13 protein-coding genes and 2 riboswitches are annotated in these 18,501 nt (G+C 50.5%); of the genes, 5 read left to right on the top strand and 8 right to left on the bottom strand.

Annotated elements, in window-relative coordinates:
• Positions 1–2: 2 nt before the first annotated feature.
• The 8 genes from OLM33_00950 to OLM33_00915 form a co-directional block, all read right to left on the bottom strand.
• Positions 3–2,378 (bottom strand): hydratase, encoded by a 2,376-nt coding sequence (locus OLM33_00950; GenBank protein ID MCW1712242.1) that lies wholly within the window; start codon positions 2,376–2,378, stop codon positions 3–5.
• Positions 2,379–2,730: 352 nt separating this feature from the next.
• Positions 2,731–2,910 carry a hypothetical protein gene (locus OLM33_00945; GenBank protein ID MCW1712241.1) on the bottom strand — a complete coding sequence of 60 codons (180 nt, stop codon included), beginning with the start codon at positions 2,908–2,910 and terminating at the stop codon, positions 2,731–2,733.
• 230 nt (positions 2,911–3,140) lie between these two features.
• Positions 3,141–4,853 (bottom strand): adenosylcobalamin-dependent ribonucleoside-diphosphate reductase, encoded by a 1,713-nt coding sequence (locus tag OLM33_00940; protein ID MCW1712240.1) that lies wholly within the window; start codon positions 4,851–4,853, stop codon positions 3,141–3,143.
• A 209-nt stretch (positions 4,854–5,062) separates the two neighbouring features.
• On the bottom strand, positions 5,063–6,514 hold the full coding sequence (locus OLM33_00935) for a TrkH family potassium uptake protein (GenBank protein ID MCW1712239.1): 1,452 nt from the start codon (positions 6,512–6,514) through the stop codon (positions 5,063–5,065).
• Entirely contained in the window at positions 6,511–7,923 is a 1,413-nt protein-coding gene (gene trkA / locus OLM33_00930; protein MCW1712238.1) for a Trk system potassium transporter TrkA, read from the bottom strand. Before trkA ends, OLM33_00935 begins: the two co-directional genes overlap by 4 nt.
• 271 nt (positions 7,924–8,194) lie before the next feature.
• Complete coding sequence (locus OLM33_00925; GenBank protein ID MCW1712237.1) at positions 8,195–9,688, bottom strand: sodium-dependent transporter; 1,494 nt, start codon at positions 9,686–9,688, stop codon at positions 8,195–8,197.
• A 685-nt stretch (positions 9,689–10,373) separates the two neighbouring features.
• Entirely contained in the window at positions 10,374–11,402 is a 1,029-nt protein-coding gene (locus OLM33_00920) for a hypothetical protein (GenBank protein MCW1712236.1), read from the bottom strand.
• Between the two features lie 21 nt (positions 11,403–11,423).
• On the bottom strand, positions 11,424–12,101 hold the full coding sequence (locus OLM33_00915) for a metallophosphoesterase (GenBank protein ID MCW1712235.1): 678 nt from the start codon (positions 12,099–12,101) through the stop codon (positions 11,424–11,426).
• A 172-nt stretch (positions 12,102–12,273) separates the two neighbouring features.
• A riboswitch (molybdenum cofactor riboswitch) is annotated at positions 12,274–12,391 on the top strand.
• A 251-nt stretch (positions 12,392–12,642) separates the two neighbouring features.
• Positions 12,643–12,761: riboswitch (molybdenum cofactor riboswitch) on the top strand.
• Positions 12,762–12,848: 87 nt separating this feature from the next.
• On the opposite strand from OLM33_00915, the gene OLM33_00910 reads away from it, so the two are divergent.
• From OLM33_00910 to glmS, 5 genes are all read left to right on the top strand, one after another.
• Entirely contained in the window at positions 12,849–13,700 is an 852-nt protein-coding gene (locus OLM33_00910) for a substrate-binding domain-containing protein (protein ID MCW1712234.1), read from the top strand.
• Between the two features lie 70 nt (positions 13,701–13,770).
• Positions 13,771–14,469: an ABC transporter permease gene (locus OLM33_00905; protein MCW1712233.1), complete on the top strand. Its 699-nt coding sequence runs from the start codon at positions 13,771–13,773 to the stop codon at positions 14,467–14,469.
• Positions 14,470–14,507: 38 nt separating this feature from the next.
• On the top strand, positions 14,508–15,356 hold the full coding sequence (locus OLM33_00900; GenBank protein MCW1712232.1) for a substrate-binding domain-containing protein: 849 nt from the start codon (positions 14,508–14,510) through the stop codon (positions 15,354–15,356).
• 18 nt (positions 15,357–15,374) lie between these two features.
• Positions 15,375–16,490, top strand: a complete 1,116-nt coding sequence (locus tag OLM33_00895) for an energy-coupling factor ABC transporter ATP-binding protein (GenBank protein ID MCW1712231.1) — start codon at positions 15,375–15,377, stop codon at positions 16,488–16,490.
• Between the two features lie 120 nt (positions 16,491–16,610).
• Complete coding sequence (gene glmS / locus OLM33_00890; GenBank protein MCW1712230.1) at positions 16,611–18,437, top strand: glutamine--fructose-6-phosphate transaminase (isomerizing); 1,827 nt, start codon at positions 16,611–16,613, stop codon at positions 18,435–18,437.
• Positions 18,438–18,501 lie beyond the last annotated feature (64 nt).

Genomic DNA, 18,501 nt, shown 5'->3' with positions numbered 1-18,501 from the left:
GATCATATGTACTTGATGACCGCTTTTTTACGGTTTATCTCGCTTTGGAGGTCATTTTGCTGCGAGTAGTGGTTCATAAGGCAACCGGCAAGTATGATATCCCTGTCCTCCTTGGTGAGGTCGGGCATTTGAAGCGTTATTCCGGTCCTCGAAGCGCCGCGGATAACCACTCCCTCGATCTTTACTGAACCATCCCTGACCGCTTTCCGGATACCGGGTATGAAGAGCCAGTCACCTACAGAAAGTTTCTCTTTTTCTCCCGGGGCGATGATAAATGGGAGCATGCCCCAGTTGATAAGGTTGCTTCTGTACCGTTTGGTGGCATACTCTTCCGCGATATTCGCCTCTCCTCCCAGAACCTTCTGGGAAGATGCTGCCTGTTCACGGGCTGAACCGTCGCCGGGTTTTACAGCAAAGATAGTGCTTCCTATGCCAATATTTTTCAGGGCATTCTCGGTTCCTGTAAGTGCGAGGACTGACTTAAGCTCGAAGGGGACCTCACATGTGCCTCCCTCAGTCATCTTCCTGCGGGTATTTTCGAGAGCCTGTGCAGCCTTTGCCCTTCCCACATATCCCGGATCCTTGCGTGAGAGTGCGTATTCAGCCAGCTTCAGGGGATTAGAACGAAGGGAAGAGGTCTCTCCGGAAGGTATCAGTTCGTCCGTTGTCGTGACAGGATCTGTGATGACCGATGCCAGAGTAAGCATCAGGTTTTCTGCAAGGGGATACACCCTGGGCCACGGACAGATATTGGGGCCATATACAAGTTCTGTCTCAGGATCTGGCTTGCCGTAACCGCGATAGACCTTTTTGTCGTATATCTCCTTTCGGAACTTATAATCGACCTCGTGCAGCAATTCGCCGTATATTTCTGCGGAGGTAAGCATACCGCCGTTCGCCGCCGTTGCCGCAATAGATCTGGCATCCATCAGTGCCACTGAGGCAAGCTGTCCTGCGTTCGGTTTCGAGCCTTCCCTGTTCGGAAAATTCCGTGTCGTGTGCCTTATGCTCAGACTGTTGTTAGCCGGTGTGTCGCATGCGCCGAAACAGGGTCCGCAAAAGGCGGTCCTGATCGTTGCCCCTGCGGTCATCAGGTCCAGTAGGGTGCCGTTTTCCACAAGCTCCATCTTTATGGGCTGGCTGCCGGGGTAGACGCTCAGGGAAAATTCCCCTATCCCGGAGCTGTTGGACCTTAATATCTGGGCCGCCGCAACTATGTTGTCCGGAGTGCCGCCGGCGCATCCTGCTATCACGCCGTGATCGACATGGAGGCGCCCGTTCCGGAGTTTTTTCTTAAGGGACAAAGACAGGCTTGGATTCTCTATCTGCTGAGATGCCTCCCTCTCGACCTTTTCAAGTATATCCCGGCAGTTTTTGTTCAACTCGTCGATCGTGAAAACGTTGCTTGGGTGGAAGGGCAGAGCGATCATGGGCCTGACTTTGTCAAGATCGATGATCACTGCGCCGTCATACCAGGCTACATCAGCAGGGTCGAGCAGACTGAAATCATCGGGACGTCCGTGTATCTCATAATATTTTTTGACAGAGCCATCAGTCCTCCATATGGAAGAGAGGCAGGCTGTCTCTGTCGTCATAACATCTATGCCGTTTCGGAATTCCACAGGCAGGCTGCTGACTCCCGGGCCTACAAACTCCAGGACCTTGTTTTTGACGAAACCATCCTTGAAGACTGTTCCTATAAGGGCAAGTGCGACGTCCTGCGGGCCTACTCCCGGACGGGGCGAACCCTTCAGGTAGACTGCGACGACCTCGGCCCGCGGGAAGTCATAGGTATGGTCCAAAAGCTGCTTCACCAGCTCCGGGCCGCCTTCCCCGATGCCCATCGTTCCAAGTGCCCCATAACGGGTGTGGCTGTCAGAACCGAGAATCATTTTCCCGCATCCCGTCATCATTTCACGAACATAGGAATGTATAACAGCCATGTGCGGAGGCACGAACTCACCTCCGAACTTTTTTGCAGCGGAGAGCCCGTAGACATGGTCGTCCTCGTTTATCGTCCCGCCGACAGCACATAGGCTGTTGTGACAGTTCGTAAGGACATAGGGTATCGGGAATTTTTTCATGCCGCTGGCTATGGCTGTCTCGATTATCCCAACATAGGTGATGTCATGGGACGCAAGCGCGTCAAAATGTATTTTTAGTTTTTCGCCGCTTCTGTCTTCGTTGTGCGCCTGAAGTATCCGCCAGGCGATAGTCCCCATTGACGCCGTCATTTTGTCCGGCAGGACACTTTCCATCGGATCGAGGCCTGCGTTCGTCAAACGGTCGTTTATCTCACCCATATCCATATTCTCCGTCTCTTCGACCAAGAGCTCTTTGCGGAGCAAATATACCCCTCTTCTGACCAACTTCAGCACTTCCATCCACTCCTTCTGGTTCTTGACCTATCTTCCTGCCATTTCACAAATCCCGGCTGTTCTTTGCTTTTGAACGCGATATAAAAGATCCCTGCGGAAATGATCTTAGATCAAAGCATTTGCACCACCCCCATAATTACTTATTAAAAACCTGATATGTCATTAAATGTAAACTATGATTTTTTATGATGTTTGTCCGGTCGGTAAAAGATGGTATTTTTCTTTTCCGTCATTCGGATGAAATGAACAATAAAGAGCTTAGGAAAATGTGTCAGAAAATTTGTTTTTTTGCTATGTTATCTGAAAAAACAATAATCTTTGGTTTTGTTGGGGTACTGTTTCAAAGCTGGAATTATGAAATCAGGCCTTTGTGAACATGGAGCCGCTCGTTTCGTCTGTATCCTTCAACAAGTCCCGCTCTCTGTTTTTTACTTCGGATGAGAGACATGAGATCGAGTTTTATCTGTTCAGCAGACACTTCAGCTCTATCATCAAACCGTTCTCCGTTTTCTTCGAGATGCCTGTCAAACATATATACACTTTATGCCGATACGTCAATATAATTTTCACAATTTGGGTCATATTTTGAATAGTACGTTAATTGCAATCAATTTTAAGGTCGTTGTTCTTACAGCCACATATACTAACCACTGCTCAACTCCACAGGGATCTGATATATGCCTGCAGCAGGGTAAACAAGAGATCAGGGCCGGAGGCTAGCCTCCGGCCCTGATCTCTTGTTTACGGATCATGTCGTCCCTGTCAGTCCTGTCTTCTTTTGAGGAGGAGCTTCATTGGCTTTACCGCCGAAACAGCGACAGGGACTTTGTCAAAAAACCCTTCAGCATTCCTCTCATCTGCCTCAGGCTGAACTTTCTTGTTTTCCTCTTTTCTGTAAAGGACCTGCATTGATTTTGAACCGTCGCGGTAAATGGTGATGCCCTTGCATCCTAGCTTCCAGGCAAGTATATAGGAATCAAGGACATCCTTTACCGAGCTGTCATGCGGCAGGTTCACCGTCTTTGATACCGCAAGGTCCGTATATTTCTGGAACACTCCCTGGGTCCTTACGTGGGAAAGGGGCGCCACATCATGCGACGTTACGAAAACAGACCTGATGACATCCTCCTGCAGCCCCTCCTTAAGGGCCTCCGCGTAATACCTGTTGACCTGCTTCATGACCACTTTGGTCCCGTCGACCTGAGTACGCACCCTGGTGTGCTCAAGCGCAAAGAGGGGTTCGATCCCCGACGAGCAATCCGCAAGCAGGGCTATCGTGCCTGTCGGGGCTATGCAGGTAAGGGTGGCGTTGCGGCGTCCCAGGTGCTTCAGCACTTCAGGTATGCCCTTCTCTTTACCAAGCTCCGCCGAAGTCCTGTGTGCAGCCTCCCTTATGGCCGACATGATCCTTTCTGCCAGCTCGAGGGCTCGGTCACTGTCGTAGGGTATCCTCAGACGGAAGAGAAGGTCGGCCCATCCCATGACCCCAAGACCAATCTTGCGGGTATGCCTGACTGCTTCCGATATCTCCGGAAGGGGATAGTGGTTTACGTCTATGACGCTGTCCAGAAATCTTGTCGCAATGGCCGCGGTCCTATCCAGGAGCTCAAAGTCGAATCCATCTTTGCTTACCATTCTTGCAAGGTTTATCGAACCAAGGTTGCAGGCCTCGTTGGGATAAAGGGGGGATTCTCCGCAGGGGTTAGTACTGGTAAGAGGGCCAAGTTCCGGTGTCATGTTGCCCCTGTTGATGGCATCCAGGAATATTATCCCGGGATCGCCGGTTCTCCACGCCGTCTCGGCTATTTCGTCGAGAAGCTCTGCCTCGGGACCCGCCGGATCGGCTTCTGCCTTCTCCATAAAGCTGTCATATACGCCTACTGAGATGTTAAAATTCGCTATTGTCCCGTCTTTGTCCTTGCAGTGTATGAATTCGTGTATGTCGGGATGATCCACATTAAGGATCCCCATGTTGGCACCCCTTCTCATTCCGCCCTGTTGTACGGTCTCGGTCGCCTTGTCGAAAAGGCCCATGAACGAAATGGGGCCCGATGCCCTCCCGTTAGTGCTGTTTACCCTGGCGCCGCAGCTGCGCAGGTTGGAAAAATTGAAGCCCGTGCCCCCGCCGCTTTTGTGGATCAGCATCTGTTTTCTTATCGCCTCACAGATGCTCTCCATGGAATCTTCGATCCCGATAACAAAACAGGCCGCCATCTGTCCATGGGGCGCCGGACGTCCCGAGTTCATTATTGTGGGGCTGTTCGGCAGGAACAGGAGCTTCGCCATCACATCATAGTATTCATCAGCCCACATGTACCTGAGCGGAGCCGTCTTCTCGGCAGACGCTACGTGGTTTGCAACGCGCATAAGCATTTGCTCCGGCGTTTCGCAGGGGTTCCCGGAGTCGTCCTTCCACAGGTAACGGTCGACCAGAATCTCTCTGGCTTGTTTGTTGAATTCAGGTTTCTGCAGCATAATAAAATAAAACCTCCCTTTAGTTTTAAGGGCAAATAATTGCGGTCAAATTATCTGACGACAGTAATTATAATAACATAAAAATTTATATCTGTAAGAGGTAAAACACTATATACAAGAGAATCTTATCCACCAAACACTACATATTGTGTGGTTATCTATGTGGATATCCGGTGGATGGGACGGGAACAGCCTTGGTGGTGTAGTGGTTATCTATGCCAGGCGTCTTTTGTGAAGAGGACCAGGACTGTGTACAGCTCCAGTCTCCCGCAAAGCATGCAGAAAACATAGATCCATTTCGCGGTCGTGGTCTGTGTGTGAAAGGTGGTAGCCGGACCCACGTCTCCGAGCCCGGGACCGATATTGCCGAGTGTTACCGCAACGGCGGTTATGGAAGTGACTACGTCTTCTCCCGTAGCAGAGATCATCACGGCGGCAACGGCAAATATTATAAAATAGAGCGCTATGAAGGTAGAAGCCGAGAAGGCCAGCTTATCGGTTATAGTCTTATCTCCCAGAAGTATCGGCACAGAGGCCTGAGGGTGGATGAATCTTTTGATCTCTGCAGTTATCTGCTTTATAACTATCTGTATCCTTACGCATTTTATTGCGCCGGCTGTAGATCCGGCACAGCCGCCTATAAACATCAGGACAACGATCGTCATCTGCGTGATCGTAGGCCACAGTGAGAAGTCTGCTGTAACGAACCCTGTCGTGGTCATCATGCTTACGACCTGAAAGGCAGAATACCGCAGGCACTCGATGATCGTCGGATAGTGGCTGTTCCTGAAAAGGGAAAGCGCGATGACCAATGTCGACAGGAGTGCTACACCAGTATAAAATTTAAACTCCGGATCCCTGTACGGTTTCAGTGTTCTGTTTTTTATGGCCAGAAGATGAAGACCGAAGTTCGCCCCCGAAACAAACATGACGGCAGTAAGCGACCAGTCGATAAAAGCAGAGTCGTACCAGCCTATACTTTGGTTCCGGGTCGAGAAGCCGCCTGTTGATACTGCGGCGAATACATGGCATACTGAGTCGTACAGATCCATCCCGCCTGCAAGCATCAATAATATTCCAGCGGCAGTTATCCCTAAGTAGACTTTCCACAGCATCAGCGCAGAATCCTGTATCCTCGGGCTGATCTTCTCCAGAACAGGGCCCGGCACCTCTGCCTTGAAGAGCTGGGTGACTCCCATTCCAAGCATCGGAAGGAGAGCCAGGGTAAGGACCACTATTCCCATCCCGCCGAGCCAGTGTGTTACTGCACGCCAGAAGATGATCCCTCTCGGCAGCGTTTCGATATCACGAAAGATCGTCGCCCCTGTCGTAGTGAATCCGGACATCGCTTCAAAGTAAGCTTCTGTGAAATCGGACACATAACCTCCTAGATAATAGGGGAGGCATCCCTGAAAAGATGCAAAGATCCAGGCCAGAGCGACAGCGGCAAAGGCCTCTCTCGTTCCCATGTCCCTGGCCTGAGCTTTGTAGCTGAACAAAAGAAGTGTGATCGAAAATAACGAGCCCAACGCGATCGAATAGGCAAAGGCCCTTATTTCGTTTCCTCCCTCCCTGACGGCCCATGCCAAAGGCATGATCATGCACGCGGAAATGAGGAAGACTATTACGGCAAGGAATCTTGCCACTATTTTCAGTTTCACTTCAATGATTCTCCGATTGTTTCCATTGCATGGGGCATGATATCGGCAGATGCAAAGACTACTATTTTGTCTCCCTCCATTAGTTCGGTCTTTCCCGTAGGTATCAGAAGCTCATTTCCCCGCTCGATCAGGCCTATGACAGAGCCGGCCGGCATGTGCAGATCCATAAGGGGCCTCCCCAAACACGGTGACCCGGCAGAAAGGGTAAGCTCCAACGCCTCTGAACTTATCTCTTCAAAAACCATAAGGACTCTGGATGATCCGGGGTAGCGAACGTACCGTATGATGACCTGCGCAAGGGTCTGGTTCCTGTTCACTATCGAATCTACGGGTAAATGCTCTGTCATTCCCAGATAATTCGACCTTTTCACCACCGCAATGCTCTTTGAAGCTCCAAGCGTCTTTCCGAGGACTGCAAGCATGAGGTTGGTCTCATCCTGTTCAGTTGCCGCGACGAAACCATCCGCCTTGTCTATGCCTTCCGAAAGAAGGAGGTCAGAGTCTGCGCCGTCCCCGCATATTACAAGCACTTCAGGCAGTTCTCCCGCTATGCGTTCGCTCTTTGCCTTGTCCTCTTCAACTATTCGGATATCTATTCCGGGAGTCCTGGCGATGAGACGCTTTGCCGTCTGGAAACCGATCTTCCCGGCACCGATTATAAAGACTCTGCGGAGTTTTTTCGAAAGGGAGGGCTGAAAAAGCGACTCCAGCTGGTGGACCTGGTCGCGGTAGCACATGGAGTAGCATATGTCGCCGGGCAGCAGGACATCGTTAGCTTTGGGGACAAAGCTTACCCCGTCTCTCTGTATGGAAACTATAAGGGTGATGAGGTTCGGATTTTTTCTCCTGACCTCACATAACGGCATCTCCTTGATCAATGAGTCATCCGCGATCCTGAAAACATAGATCCCGGCCTTGCCTCCGGCGATCTCAACAGCATGAAGTGCTCCCCTGACTTCAAGGAGCTCTTCCATCTCCCTCGCTACTGACCTTTCAGGGGAGATGAGCATATCTATTCCCAGATCCCTCGCCCAGCCTTCGTTGTCCGTGAACTCCAGGCCCACAGCCCTTGCAATGACATGCGGAATGCCCATTTTTTTTGCTATCCAACATGCCATTATGTTGACTTCGTCCTTGTTGGTACATGCGATGAGGAGGGAAATGTCTTCGCAGCCCTCTTTCACGCCTGCCCTTTCAAGCACGCTGGGCCTTGCTCCGTTCCCCCTTACAACGATCACGTCAAGGTCGTTTTCTACACGCTGCGCCCTCTCTTCATTCTCTTCGACCACGATGATGTCGTGCCCGTCCGCAGAAAGGTCTTTGGCTACGTAATAACCCACTTCCCCTGCTCCAACCAGAATGATCTTCAACCTTATTCCGCCTTTCGCTGTTGACCTGATAGAGAACATTCAGCAGAGACTATCTTATAGCACTATATTCAAAAAAAGCAAGATACGCAACAGATCAGCCCCAACAGGCAACGGAGACGGCATAGCGCGCCGTCTCCGTTGGGTCAAATATAAATCAGGCTTATTGAGCCCCTGCCCTAACCTCTTTTTTTCTTTTCAGAGCTGAGGGCCTTTCTGATGGCCCATGCGAAAGAACCCATGGTAATACCTATGAATAGCGCCATATTCAGCTGCCACATACTGATTTCCTCCCTTTTCTTTCAAACCGAAGCTAATCCAGCACGTTGGCGTGGATAAGCCTCTTGGCCATGGCGCCGTTCAGCGCGATGAGGATAACAGCGAGGATAACCCATTCAACTACCATAGATCCGGGAGTATATGCGTATTTCTGAAGCGGCCAGAATTTGAACCACTCACCCGGGTACCAGGTCATCGCCTGATAGAACCACCAGCCCCACACTAAAGTGAAGAGGACGGGGAAGAATCTGATGCCCTTCCACAGCCATTCTACGCGAAGGTCGGAGCAGGGTTCGATGTCATCCTTCCAGAGCTTGTCCACACCGTATTTCATCGCCGCGACGGCGTAGAGAAGCCCGACCATGAGGAGCGCCACGCCCCAGACCATGTCCTGGTTCTCGAATATACCGTTGTCAAGTGCGGACCAGCTCCCGACCAGGAGGAAAAATCCAGTCACATATGCAGTAGCCTTAATGCGGCTGAATCCCATGTCCATCAGGTTGCGGCATCCAAGCTCGATCATCGCTATGACAGAGCTCAAAGCCGCCGAGAATAGCGCCAGGAAGAAGAGTATCCCCAGAATGAATCCCCCGGTCGTATGCGCGAAAAGGTTCGTCAAGTTGACAAACGTGAGCCCGTTGGCGCCTGACTTCATAACAGCCATCGGATCGGGAGCCAGGGCAAAGACAGCAGGGATAACGACCATACCGGCGAGTGTTGCAGCCGTCGTATCTCCGAATGCCACCGTGAATGAATTGAGCATGATGTCCTCGTCCTTGGCAGAATAGACGTAAAATACGTGGAACATTCCCCAGCCGGCTCCGGTCGACCATGCTACCTGAGTATAAGCGCGAAGCCAGATATCTGGATTTGTGAAACCCGCCGGGTCGATGGTGAACATAAATTCCAGACCCTTCGAGGCACCCGGAAGCGTCACCACACGTAAAATCAATATCGCCAGAATTACATAGACCGACGGGATCAGGACCTTGTTTGCCTTCTCAATTCCTCCCTGTACTCCCCGTGCAATAATAACGGCAGAAATAAGGACGGCTCCGACGAACCACATCCAGGCTTCTACACTTGGCGGAGTAAGGGCAAAATCTTTCCAGACCTGGCTGGTCAGATCCGTCCCGCCCGTTTGGACAGTGGTGAGGAATCCGGTGGCTATGAGAGAAAGATATTTCATTACCCACCCAAGGACGACGACATAATAGGCACCGAGCATGACGCAGACCATCCCAGCCCAGGCACCCATCCATGTCCATTTGTCTCCCAGGAGGACCTTAAAGGCTCCTGCGTTCGCCATACGGGTCTTTTTACCGAAAACGGATTCGGCGCAGATAAGGGGTACAGCCCAAGTAAACAACGCAATTACATAAATGACGAGGAACGCGCCCCCGCCGCATGCCGCCAATTCGCGCGGGAAGCGCCAAATGTTCCCTGTGCCGACGGCCATTCCAAGAATTGTAGCAATAAGCCCCCAGCGGCTTGAAAACTGTTCTCCGCCCTGTTTGATTTCAGCCATACGTCAGACCTCGCTTTCTTATTGAAAAATTCATTTTTGGAATAGAGTAATAAAAAGCAAAACTTCAAACGTGTTCATGATAGGGCCTGAAAACGAGCAGAAATAACTTCGAAACCCTCCTTTCGCAGTCTCATTCAATAAATTTCGAATATATATACAAAATAGATATTCAGACCCCGACACTTGTACAGCTTATCATATATAAACTCTATTATCAATATTATAATAATTAAGAACATTGGTCATTTTTAGGGAAATCTTTTCGTGAAATATCTGAACAATTCAAAGTGTCTTGTTTTACATACAGCACCGAAGCGCCTAGATTTCAAACATAAGTTAATTTTACCCTTTTGATTTTCAAAAATTGCCGTTCAAAAATATATTCAGAAATATCAAGAAATATCATTATTAATATATTTTTTTGACAAAATTGTACACATGTATTACAAAATTCAGAAATTTAAAATTATTTATTCTTCGTTTTTTTTTGCTTACTGTTTACGGGTCTCAAAACAAGCTGTCATTCGGGCTTTTATAAACCTACGTTTTTTAATAAAAAAGATGAATATAACAAGATTATTGATCTTGTCGTTGCTCTAATATAAAAAAAGGAGCCTTATCGTAATTTTGACTTACGAATCGACTCCGCAAAATATAAATTATTTAATTTTTCGATATATATAATTCAATTCTTTGATTTTAAGTCAGATTTTTCCTTCAATTTTTTTTCCAGCTTCAGCAGTTCATTTCTGGTATCCGAGTCCATGTTTTTTAATATTTCATTGCGGTAGAGCATTCCTATTTCATTCCTTGACAGCCCAGGGTGGGTCTCAAGTTCGGTGTACGCTCCGACTTTTTTGTCATTGAAGAATACATCGAAATCGGCAAAGCGCTGTCCCATCTCGTTGTATTCAAGCCCCATCGCGATCCTTTTGATCTCCTGTACCTGCATGGGGGTGAAGATCTTTACCATGTACGCGGGAACGCTCATCAGAGCCATTGCCTGGTCCCTGCCCCACCTCTCGGCCAGAACTATGCCTATCTGCAGCCCCTGGGTCGCCATCCAGAGCCTCTGCCTGTGGATGTCAAAATGTCCATTGGCATCGTATATTTTGATCTCGACGTCGTTCCAGTCGGGTGTTCCCAGTGCATCCCCGAGATATTCTATGCCCCTGATGCTGAGGTACTGTATTATTGCACCTTTTGACCTGTCGTGGACAAGAATGGCCTTCTCGTACATGTCCCGGACCGGGACAGCCCTGTTGATCGCCTTTTGGGTAAAATATATGACGGAAGAGGTCCCCGGTATGTAGTTGCGGAACATCGGATCCCTGTCGATTATCTCTCCTCCCAGGTCTTCGTGTATCGATTTGATGCCGTCCTCAATATTGCCCATCAGACGCATCGTTATATACCCGGGCATCATCTTGACCTCTTCTACGCCGCTTATCAGTCTGTTGTTGATGAGATTGCAGAGGAGGAATTCAATGGAGTTCTCGGATACAAATGTCTCCCCTTCCTCTTCCTCGGTGAGCAGATCCGAGGATGAGATGAAAAAAACGAGCCTCCTGTTGTTGCCGTAAATGCTCAATGCCTGCTCGGGATCCAGAGAAACGCGAGACCCCCACTCCTTCAGACATTTTTTTATCTCAGCCACCTTGTCTGTGGCATGGAGTACAAGGCTTTCCGGACCGCTTCTTACAAGAGAGAGCATTAAAAAACCTCCTTTTTAATATCACAGCGAGATTCGTTTGCGTTCCAGTCTGGCGTCGTTTGTCCCCGGGGGATATTTGAAGGGGATAACGTCTCCCGTCTCCATGTGTATAAGGTGCATTTTCTCCAGTCCGTTGAGAAAGAACCTGCCGCACGCATCTATCGCGGTAGGATGTTCAAGGCTGTGTCCGAAGAGGTTGTACTCTCCGGCGTCGTTCATTACATCCTCATAGGTATGACCGGCCCTGAAGCGGAAGCTTCCGATATAAAACCGGCCGGGCCTGCTCCAAACCTGGACGGTGGAGTTCTCAGTCATTTTCAGCAAGGTCGGAAGATGGTCATGGTTTCCTGTAATAAGGATGGCCCCGCATGTCTCCTCCGACAGCAAGTCCAAAAGGATCCGGAGTTTTTTCCTGTAAAGATCCAGCATCCCCGGCCTGATCTCAAGCTTGACGTCGTCCACCAGGTCGCCTGTATGTACTATCCATGCGGGACGAAGGCGCTTTATCGCCCTGCGCAGATAGGGGAACATCGTCGACGGGGTGTCGGAGATATGCAGTATCATGTCCCTGCCGTCTACCGGAGGAGGATTGAGTCCCGCGCGCACATAGATATCGTCTATCCTGCTTCTTACAGGACAGTTTCTTATCTCCTCAAGCGTCGGCTTGGGCAGGTTAGCTGGCAGATGCAGCGTAGTCATTTTCCTCACCCCACATATAAAGGAAAGAGTGGTCGATTCTATCTTGTGACCTTAATAATAATATTCTGAACAATATTATAACAGAGCATGTATAAAAACTATTTTAAATTATGTAATCACTTATGAACAAAATACTTGTCTTTTTTTTGATCACCATGTAGGATAGCGAAAGTAATCGATTGTTCTCCGAGCCTGTCCGCCTAAAGATCATATCTATGGGGGGCGGGCCGATAGGGTTTCGCTGGAAACGGCGGGGCCTCCCTTTGGAAAGGAGAGCGGCTGCCTGAATTTAAATCGGCCGTCTTCTCCACAGGGGACGGTCGATTTCATTTCTTACGGGATATACACAAAATCCCAACTCTCCCTTGCGAGACCGCCCCCAACGGTCTCGCATCTTTTATATTTAAGTGCAATTGGGTTGCATTTATAAATAAATTTTCTTTTTTTACGTTAAATTCACGACAAAAACAATTAAATAGTGTAGAATAACGTCTATGCCATATATTTCACTTTTTTGGCATTTTATGTCTCGCTGATCTGGTCAGCGAGGCGACTCTGAATCTGTTTCTCCTTCGGCGCCTGCCATGGAGTACAGACGTTAGGGCGGAACGGGAAACTGTTCCGTCTCCCATTGCGGAAAGGGGGCACAAAGATCGCCGTGCGCGATATCAAAAGTTATTGCCCTCCTATCCTTCAAGGCATCAAAAAGTTTTTGGCACCAATATATCTTTAAGGAGGGGTATCCCCATGAAAAGCAACAAGCGCGCATTACTTTTCATCACGATCCTTGCTGTATGCATGTTAGCACTGAGTCCTTTCGCATATGCGAAACCGCCCGTTCTCAGAATGGCAACGACCACAAGCACCGACAACACCGGACTGCTTGACTATATGGCTCCGATACTGCTGAAAGACACCGGGATCGAGATCCAGTGGGTATCAGTAGGTACGGGAAAGGCCCTTGAGTACGGACGCAACGGGGATGTCGACATCGTCCTTACACACGACCCGGCGGCTGAGGACAAATTTATGGCTGACGGAGCCGGAGTAAACCGCCGCAAGGTCATGTACAACGACTTTGTCCTTATCGGTCCCGCAAACGACCCTGCGGGCATAAAGGGGAAACCTATTGGCCAGGCCATGGCGACGATCGCAGCAAAGGGACAGCCGCTCGTAAGCCGCGCGGACAAATCGGGAACGCATGCGGCGGAGCTGAAACTTCTCAAAGAGGCCGGGGTCAAGGATTTTGACAAGGCATCATGGTATGTCCAGACCGGGCAGGGAATGCTCAACACGATCAACATCGCCGACGAGCGCAAAGGCTATGCCCTTGCGGACAGAGGAACATTCATCAAATATGACGCAAACCTCAAAGGCAAGCCGGGACTGGTGATAGTTGTCGAGGGAGACCAGCAGCTTCTGAACATGTACACGGTCATGGCAGTGAACCCGATCAAGCACCCCCATGCAAAGTATGACCTTGCCATCAAATACATCGACTGGATCACCTCTTCAAAGGTCCAGAAGGATATCGCCAACTTCAAGCTCGAAGGCAAGCAGCTCTTCTTCCCCAACGCGGAGATCAGAGCCGGACACTAATAAATAAGCAAACATTTTTAAGGGCCGGGTCTCGGCAAAGGACCCGGCCCTGTCTTAAGGAGGGTGCAGGGTGGATTTTATTGTCCAGGGATTTTTTCAGTCCATAAGGCTTATCGCATCAATGGACGAGGAAACACTGAATATCGTGCTGACGACACTGAGGCTGACAGGGCTTTCAATGCTCTTCATACTTGGGATCGGACTTCCGCTGGGATTTGCCCTCGGATACTTCGATTTTCCGGGAAAGCACTTCTTCAGGACCGTGGCAGATACCCTTCTTGCCCTTCCTACCGTAGTAGTGGGCCTGCTGGTCTACGCCTTCATCTCCAGAAGAGGCCCGCTGGGCGATTTTGAGCTTCTCTTCACTATCAGGGGCATGGCGATAGGCCAGGTGATACTGGGCCTGCCCATTGTCATCTCCTATACGGCTACAGCTATCGAAGGACTTGACAACAGGCTGCGCCTTACGCTTCAGACTCTGGGCGCATCAGGCGCAAAACTGGCTGTTACCAGCCTCTGGGAAGGCCGCTTCCAGATCCTGGTCGCCGCATTGACCTCCTATGGAAGGATCATAGGAGAGGTCGGATCCGCTATGATGCTGGGCGGCAACATAAAATGGCACACGAGGACGATAACCACCGCTATCACGCTTGAGACCGGGAAGGGCGACTTCGCGCTCGGCATAGCCCTCGGGATCGTTTTGCTTGCAATATCTTTCGCCTTGAACATTTCACTCTCCTTCATCCGAAGAAGAGTGGGAAACAGCTGAGAAACGCACATTACATAATAACGGAGGTCATCACTCTCATGAGAAAGATCAGATCAGCACTTGCATTGACCCTTATATTGCTCTTTTCCGTCCCCGCATTTGCAGGAACGATCAAACTTTCAAGCACCATCGGTCCCGTAGACGCCGGGATCGTCCCCCTTCTTGCTGAGACATACAAAGCGAAGACCGGAACCGACTTTGTAATTGAAAAGGCAGGCACCGGCGCGACGCTGAACAAGGCAAAGACCGGAAACTTCGACATGGTCGTCGTACATGCAAGAGCCCTTGAAGACCAGTTCATAAAGGAAGGCTTCGGGCAGAACCGTCAGGACATAATGTACAATGATTTCGTTATACTCGGCCCCAAGGAAGACCCTGCAGGTATCAAAGGGATGAAGTCAGCCGCCGAAGCCTTCAAGACGATAGCGGCCAAGGGAGCTCCTTTCATCAGCCGCGGAGACATGTCAGGGACGCACGTTTCTGAGATGAATGTCTGGAAGGCAGCCGGCATTAAGCCCGACGGGGATAAGGACGAATGGTATACGGTCTTTTCACTCGGCAATCTTGGCAACGGTGCTACAACTGATTTCACGGATAAGCGCAACGCATACACGATCATGGACAGGGCTACATACCTTACAAAGAAAAAGGGACTGAGGATCGTTCCGCTCGTAGAGGGCGATCCGATCCTTCTGAACCTGATCGCTGCAATAGAGGTAAGCCCGAAGCGGTTCTCCAACGTCAACAACACCGATGTCGTCAAATTCGTTAACTGGCTCTGCGACGACGAAGCTCAGATGATCATAAAGGATTTCAAGGTCAAGGAGTTCGGAGAACCTCTCTTCTTCCCCAACTCGGATCAGTGGAACAAGAAGCATCCAAAATAATATAAAAGACCGGGCATGATGACAAAATCAGACCCGACGGCAGAGTCCTTCCCGGATCCGGCAAAGGATCCGGGAAGGACCGGTACAATGACCGGAGGAGACACAATGGGACCAAGGATCATTTATGAGATAAGAGATCTCACCCACAGCTATGGAAAAGGGCCCCAGACCCTTGATATCGACTATCTGAGGATCTGCGAAGGCAGCGTTACCGGCATAGTCGGCCCCAACGGAAGCGGCAAATCCACTCTTCTGAGGATCCTTGCCTTTCTGGAACCATACACTGGCGGCTCTCTCTCTTTCGAAAGCGCTGATACCTCCGGCAATGTGGTGGATATCAGAAAAAACGTGACATACCTCCTCCAAAATTCCTATCTCCTGAAGCGCTCCGTCTTTGAGAACATCGCTTACGGGCTGAGACTGAGAAATGAGACAGAGGGCCTCCATGAAAGGGTGCATGATTCCCTTGAACGGGTGGGCCTATCCCCGAAAAAATTTGCACAGAGGCCCTGGTACAGGCTCTCTGGGGGTGAAGTACAGCGTGTGGCTCTGGCCGCAAGGCTGGCGCTCCACCCCAAGGTGCTCATCCTTGACGAACCTACCGCCAACGTCGATGAATCGAGCGCCCTGCTTGTCAAGGATGCCGCGGTCTCAGCCTGGAAAGAGTGGGGCACTACGGTAATAGTTGCTACCCACGACCTCGCGTGGCTGACCGAGGTCTCTACGGACATTATAAGCCTCTACCGCGGCAGGATAGTAGGGCACGGGACAGAAAATCTCGTTCACGGACCGTGGATAAGGGAGAATGGAAGCGTTGTACGAAAACTTTCGGACGGACAGAAGATCCATGCCCTCGCATCAGGTAGAGAGGAACACAGCGCCGTAGTCATAAATCCTTCGAATATTTCACTCCTTCCAACGCTGTCAGAACCGATCCGGGGTATGAATATGCTAAGGGGAACGGTAACGAGCATGACGCTTGAGAGAGCGACCGGATCTGCGCTTATTTCAGTCCAGACCGGTGATATCGTCTTGAAATCACGGATGCTTGTCGAAAAAATGAAAGAAGATAAGATTTCCCCGGCTTCGGAGGTCATCCTCACCTTTTCACCGGAAAACGTCCGCTGGATATAGGTACTTCTGCTTACCAATCAGTTCCCTCTTTAAGTGAAAATAATGTAGAATGGTATGGTGTTGCAGCAGACGGGAACTTCCCTCTGCTGCTGATGATCAGTGTGAGAGGATGATATTAGCATGTGCGGCATCATGGGCTATATTGGAGAGAGAGACACTACAAAGATTATCCTGGAAGGGCTCGCTAAGCACGAATACAGGGGTTATGACTCCGCGGGAATAGCAGTAATAAAAGAAGGCACGATACATGAGCTCCGTACGACCGGAAGGGTCCAGCATCTGGCAGAGAAGGTCTCGGCAGAAAATTTCAACGGCGATTTCGGGATAGGCCACACAAGGTGGGCTACCCACGGAGGGGTCACCGAAAACAATGCCCACCCGCACCTCAGCAGCGACAAGAGGGTCGTCCTGGTCCATAACGGCATAATTGAGAACGCCAGGGAGATACGTGCCGATCTGGAGGCGCAAGGTATAAAATTCCATACTGAAACTGATACCGAATCGGCAGTACAGTATCTAGCGAGTGTCTACTGCGGCGATCCCAGGGAAGCGATAGTAAAACTTACAAAGAGGATAAGAGGCGCCTTTGCCCTTGTTATAATGTTCCATGATAAACCGAACGAGATATGGGTCGCAAGAAAAGGTTCTCCTCTGGTCGTAGGACACGCGGGTGAAGAGGGTTTCTGTGCCTCTGACCCTACCGCCCTGCTGGAATTCACCAGGGACGTATGGTTTATGGACGATGACGAGATAGCCAGGATCTCAAAGGAAGGCTGCCACTTCTATGATTTCGACGGGAACCCGCACAAAAAGGAATCGATGCATCTGGACTGGGATGCGGCGATGACGAGCAGGGGCAGCTATCCTCACTTCATGCTCAAGGAGATACACGAGCAGCCCGAAGTTGTAGCTCATACCCTTCTCGGAAGGGTCGCCTCCAACAACGTGGATCTCAGCCAGGAACTGAGCTGGACAGCCGAAGAGATAGCAGGCTGGAAGAAGATACATTTCGTTGCATGCGGCACTTCCCACTACGCCACGCTGGTGGCTGCGCGCATCATGGAAGAACTCGGAAACTTCGAGATAAGGACAGAGGTGGCATCGGAATACCGTTACCGGAACATCCCGATAGGCCCCGACACCCTTGCCGTATTCGTATCTCAGTCCGGGGAGACAGCCGACACGCTTCACGCCGCGAGGCTTGCCAAAGCTAAGGGAGCCAGATGCATAGTGGTCACCAATGTGCGCGGATCCACTATCCACCGCGAAGTAGGCGAGGGACTGATAACACCTGCGGGTCCGGAGATCGGAGTCGCGGCCACAAAGACTTTCATGGCGCAGATAACGGTGCTCACGCTTCTGGGGCTCCACCTCTCAAAAATGAAAAATGAACTCGGACCGGAGACCGAGCACAGGCTCGTATCAGCGCTCATGGACATACCCGCAAAGCTGGCTTCCATACTGGGAAGAGAAAAGGAGATCGAAGCGATCGCAAGGAATTTTGCGGACGCCAGAGGATTCTTCTTCATAGGCAGGGGTCTGGCCTATCCGCCCGCACTGGAGGGCGCGCTCAAGCTCAAGGAGATCTCTTACCTGCATGCGGAGGCTTACCCGGCAGGTGAGATGAAACACGGACCCATAGCGCTGCTTGATAAGGAGCTTCCGGTCGTCGCACTGGTACCCAAAAACGACCTCTGGGAGAAGACTGTTTCGAACATCGAGGAATCTATGGCGAGGAACTCGCCCATAATAGCTATCGCCACGGAGGGAGACACAGAGATCGGACACTATTCGAAGAATGTGATGTTTACTCCCGATACCGAACCGGAACTCTTCCCCTTTATCGCAGTTGTTCCCCTGCAGCTTTTCGCATACTACATCGCAAGGCAGCGCGGCTGTGATATCGATATGCCGAGAAACCTCGCCAAATCTGTGACAGTGGAATAAGGACCCGTACAAAGAGATACCGGGGGAGGCTCTTTGCAGGCGGGCAAAATACCGCCGGAGAGGG

The sequence above is a fragment of the Synergistaceae bacterium DZ-S4 genome (assembly GCA_025943965.1).
Classification (GTDB): Bacteria; Synergistota; Synergistia; order Synergistales; family Synergistaceae; genus Caenicola; species Caenicola nitritireducens.
This window is presented reverse-complemented; position numbering and strand designations above follow the sequence as displayed.

Excerpts from the sequence above, each read along its gene's own strand:
- OLM33_00945 (MCW1712241.1), bottom strand. The coding sequence starts at position 2,910 with ATGTTTGACAGGCATCTCGAAGAAAACGGAGAACGGTTTGATGATAGA.
- OLM33_00940 (MCW1712240.1), bottom strand. The coding sequence starts at position 4,853 with ATGCTGCAGAAACCTGAATTCAACAAACAAGCCAGAGAGATTCTGGTC.
- trkA (MCW1712238.1), bottom strand. The coding sequence starts at position 7,923 with ATGTTCTCTATCAGGTCAACAGCGAAAGGCGGAATAAGGTTGAAGATC.
- OLM33_00925 (MCW1712237.1), bottom strand. The coding sequence starts at position 9,688 with ATGGCTGAAATCAAACAGGGCGGAGAACAGTTTTCAAGCCGCTGGGGG.
- OLM33_00920 (MCW1712236.1), bottom strand. The coding sequence starts at position 11,402 with ATGCTCTCTCTTGTAAGAAGCGGTCCGGAAAGCCTTGTACTCCATGCC.
- OLM33_00915 (MCW1712235.1), bottom strand. The coding sequence starts at position 12,101 with ATGACTACGCTGCATCTGCCAGCTAACCTGCCCAAGCCGACGCTTGAG.
- OLM33_00910 (MCW1712234.1), top strand. The coding sequence starts at position 12,849 with ATGAAAAGCAACAAGCGCGCATTACTTTTCATCACGATCCTTGCTGTA.
- OLM33_00900 (MCW1712232.1), top strand. The coding sequence starts at position 14,508 with ATGAGAAAGATCAGATCAGCACTTGCATTGACCCTTATATTGCTCTTT.
- OLM33_00895 (MCW1712231.1), top strand. The coding sequence starts at position 15,375 with ATGACAAAATCAGACCCGACGGCAGAGTCCTTCCCGGATCCGGCAAAG.
- glmS (MCW1712230.1), top strand. The coding sequence starts at position 16,611 with ATGTGCGGCATCATGGGCTATATTGGAGAGAGAGACACTACAAAGATT.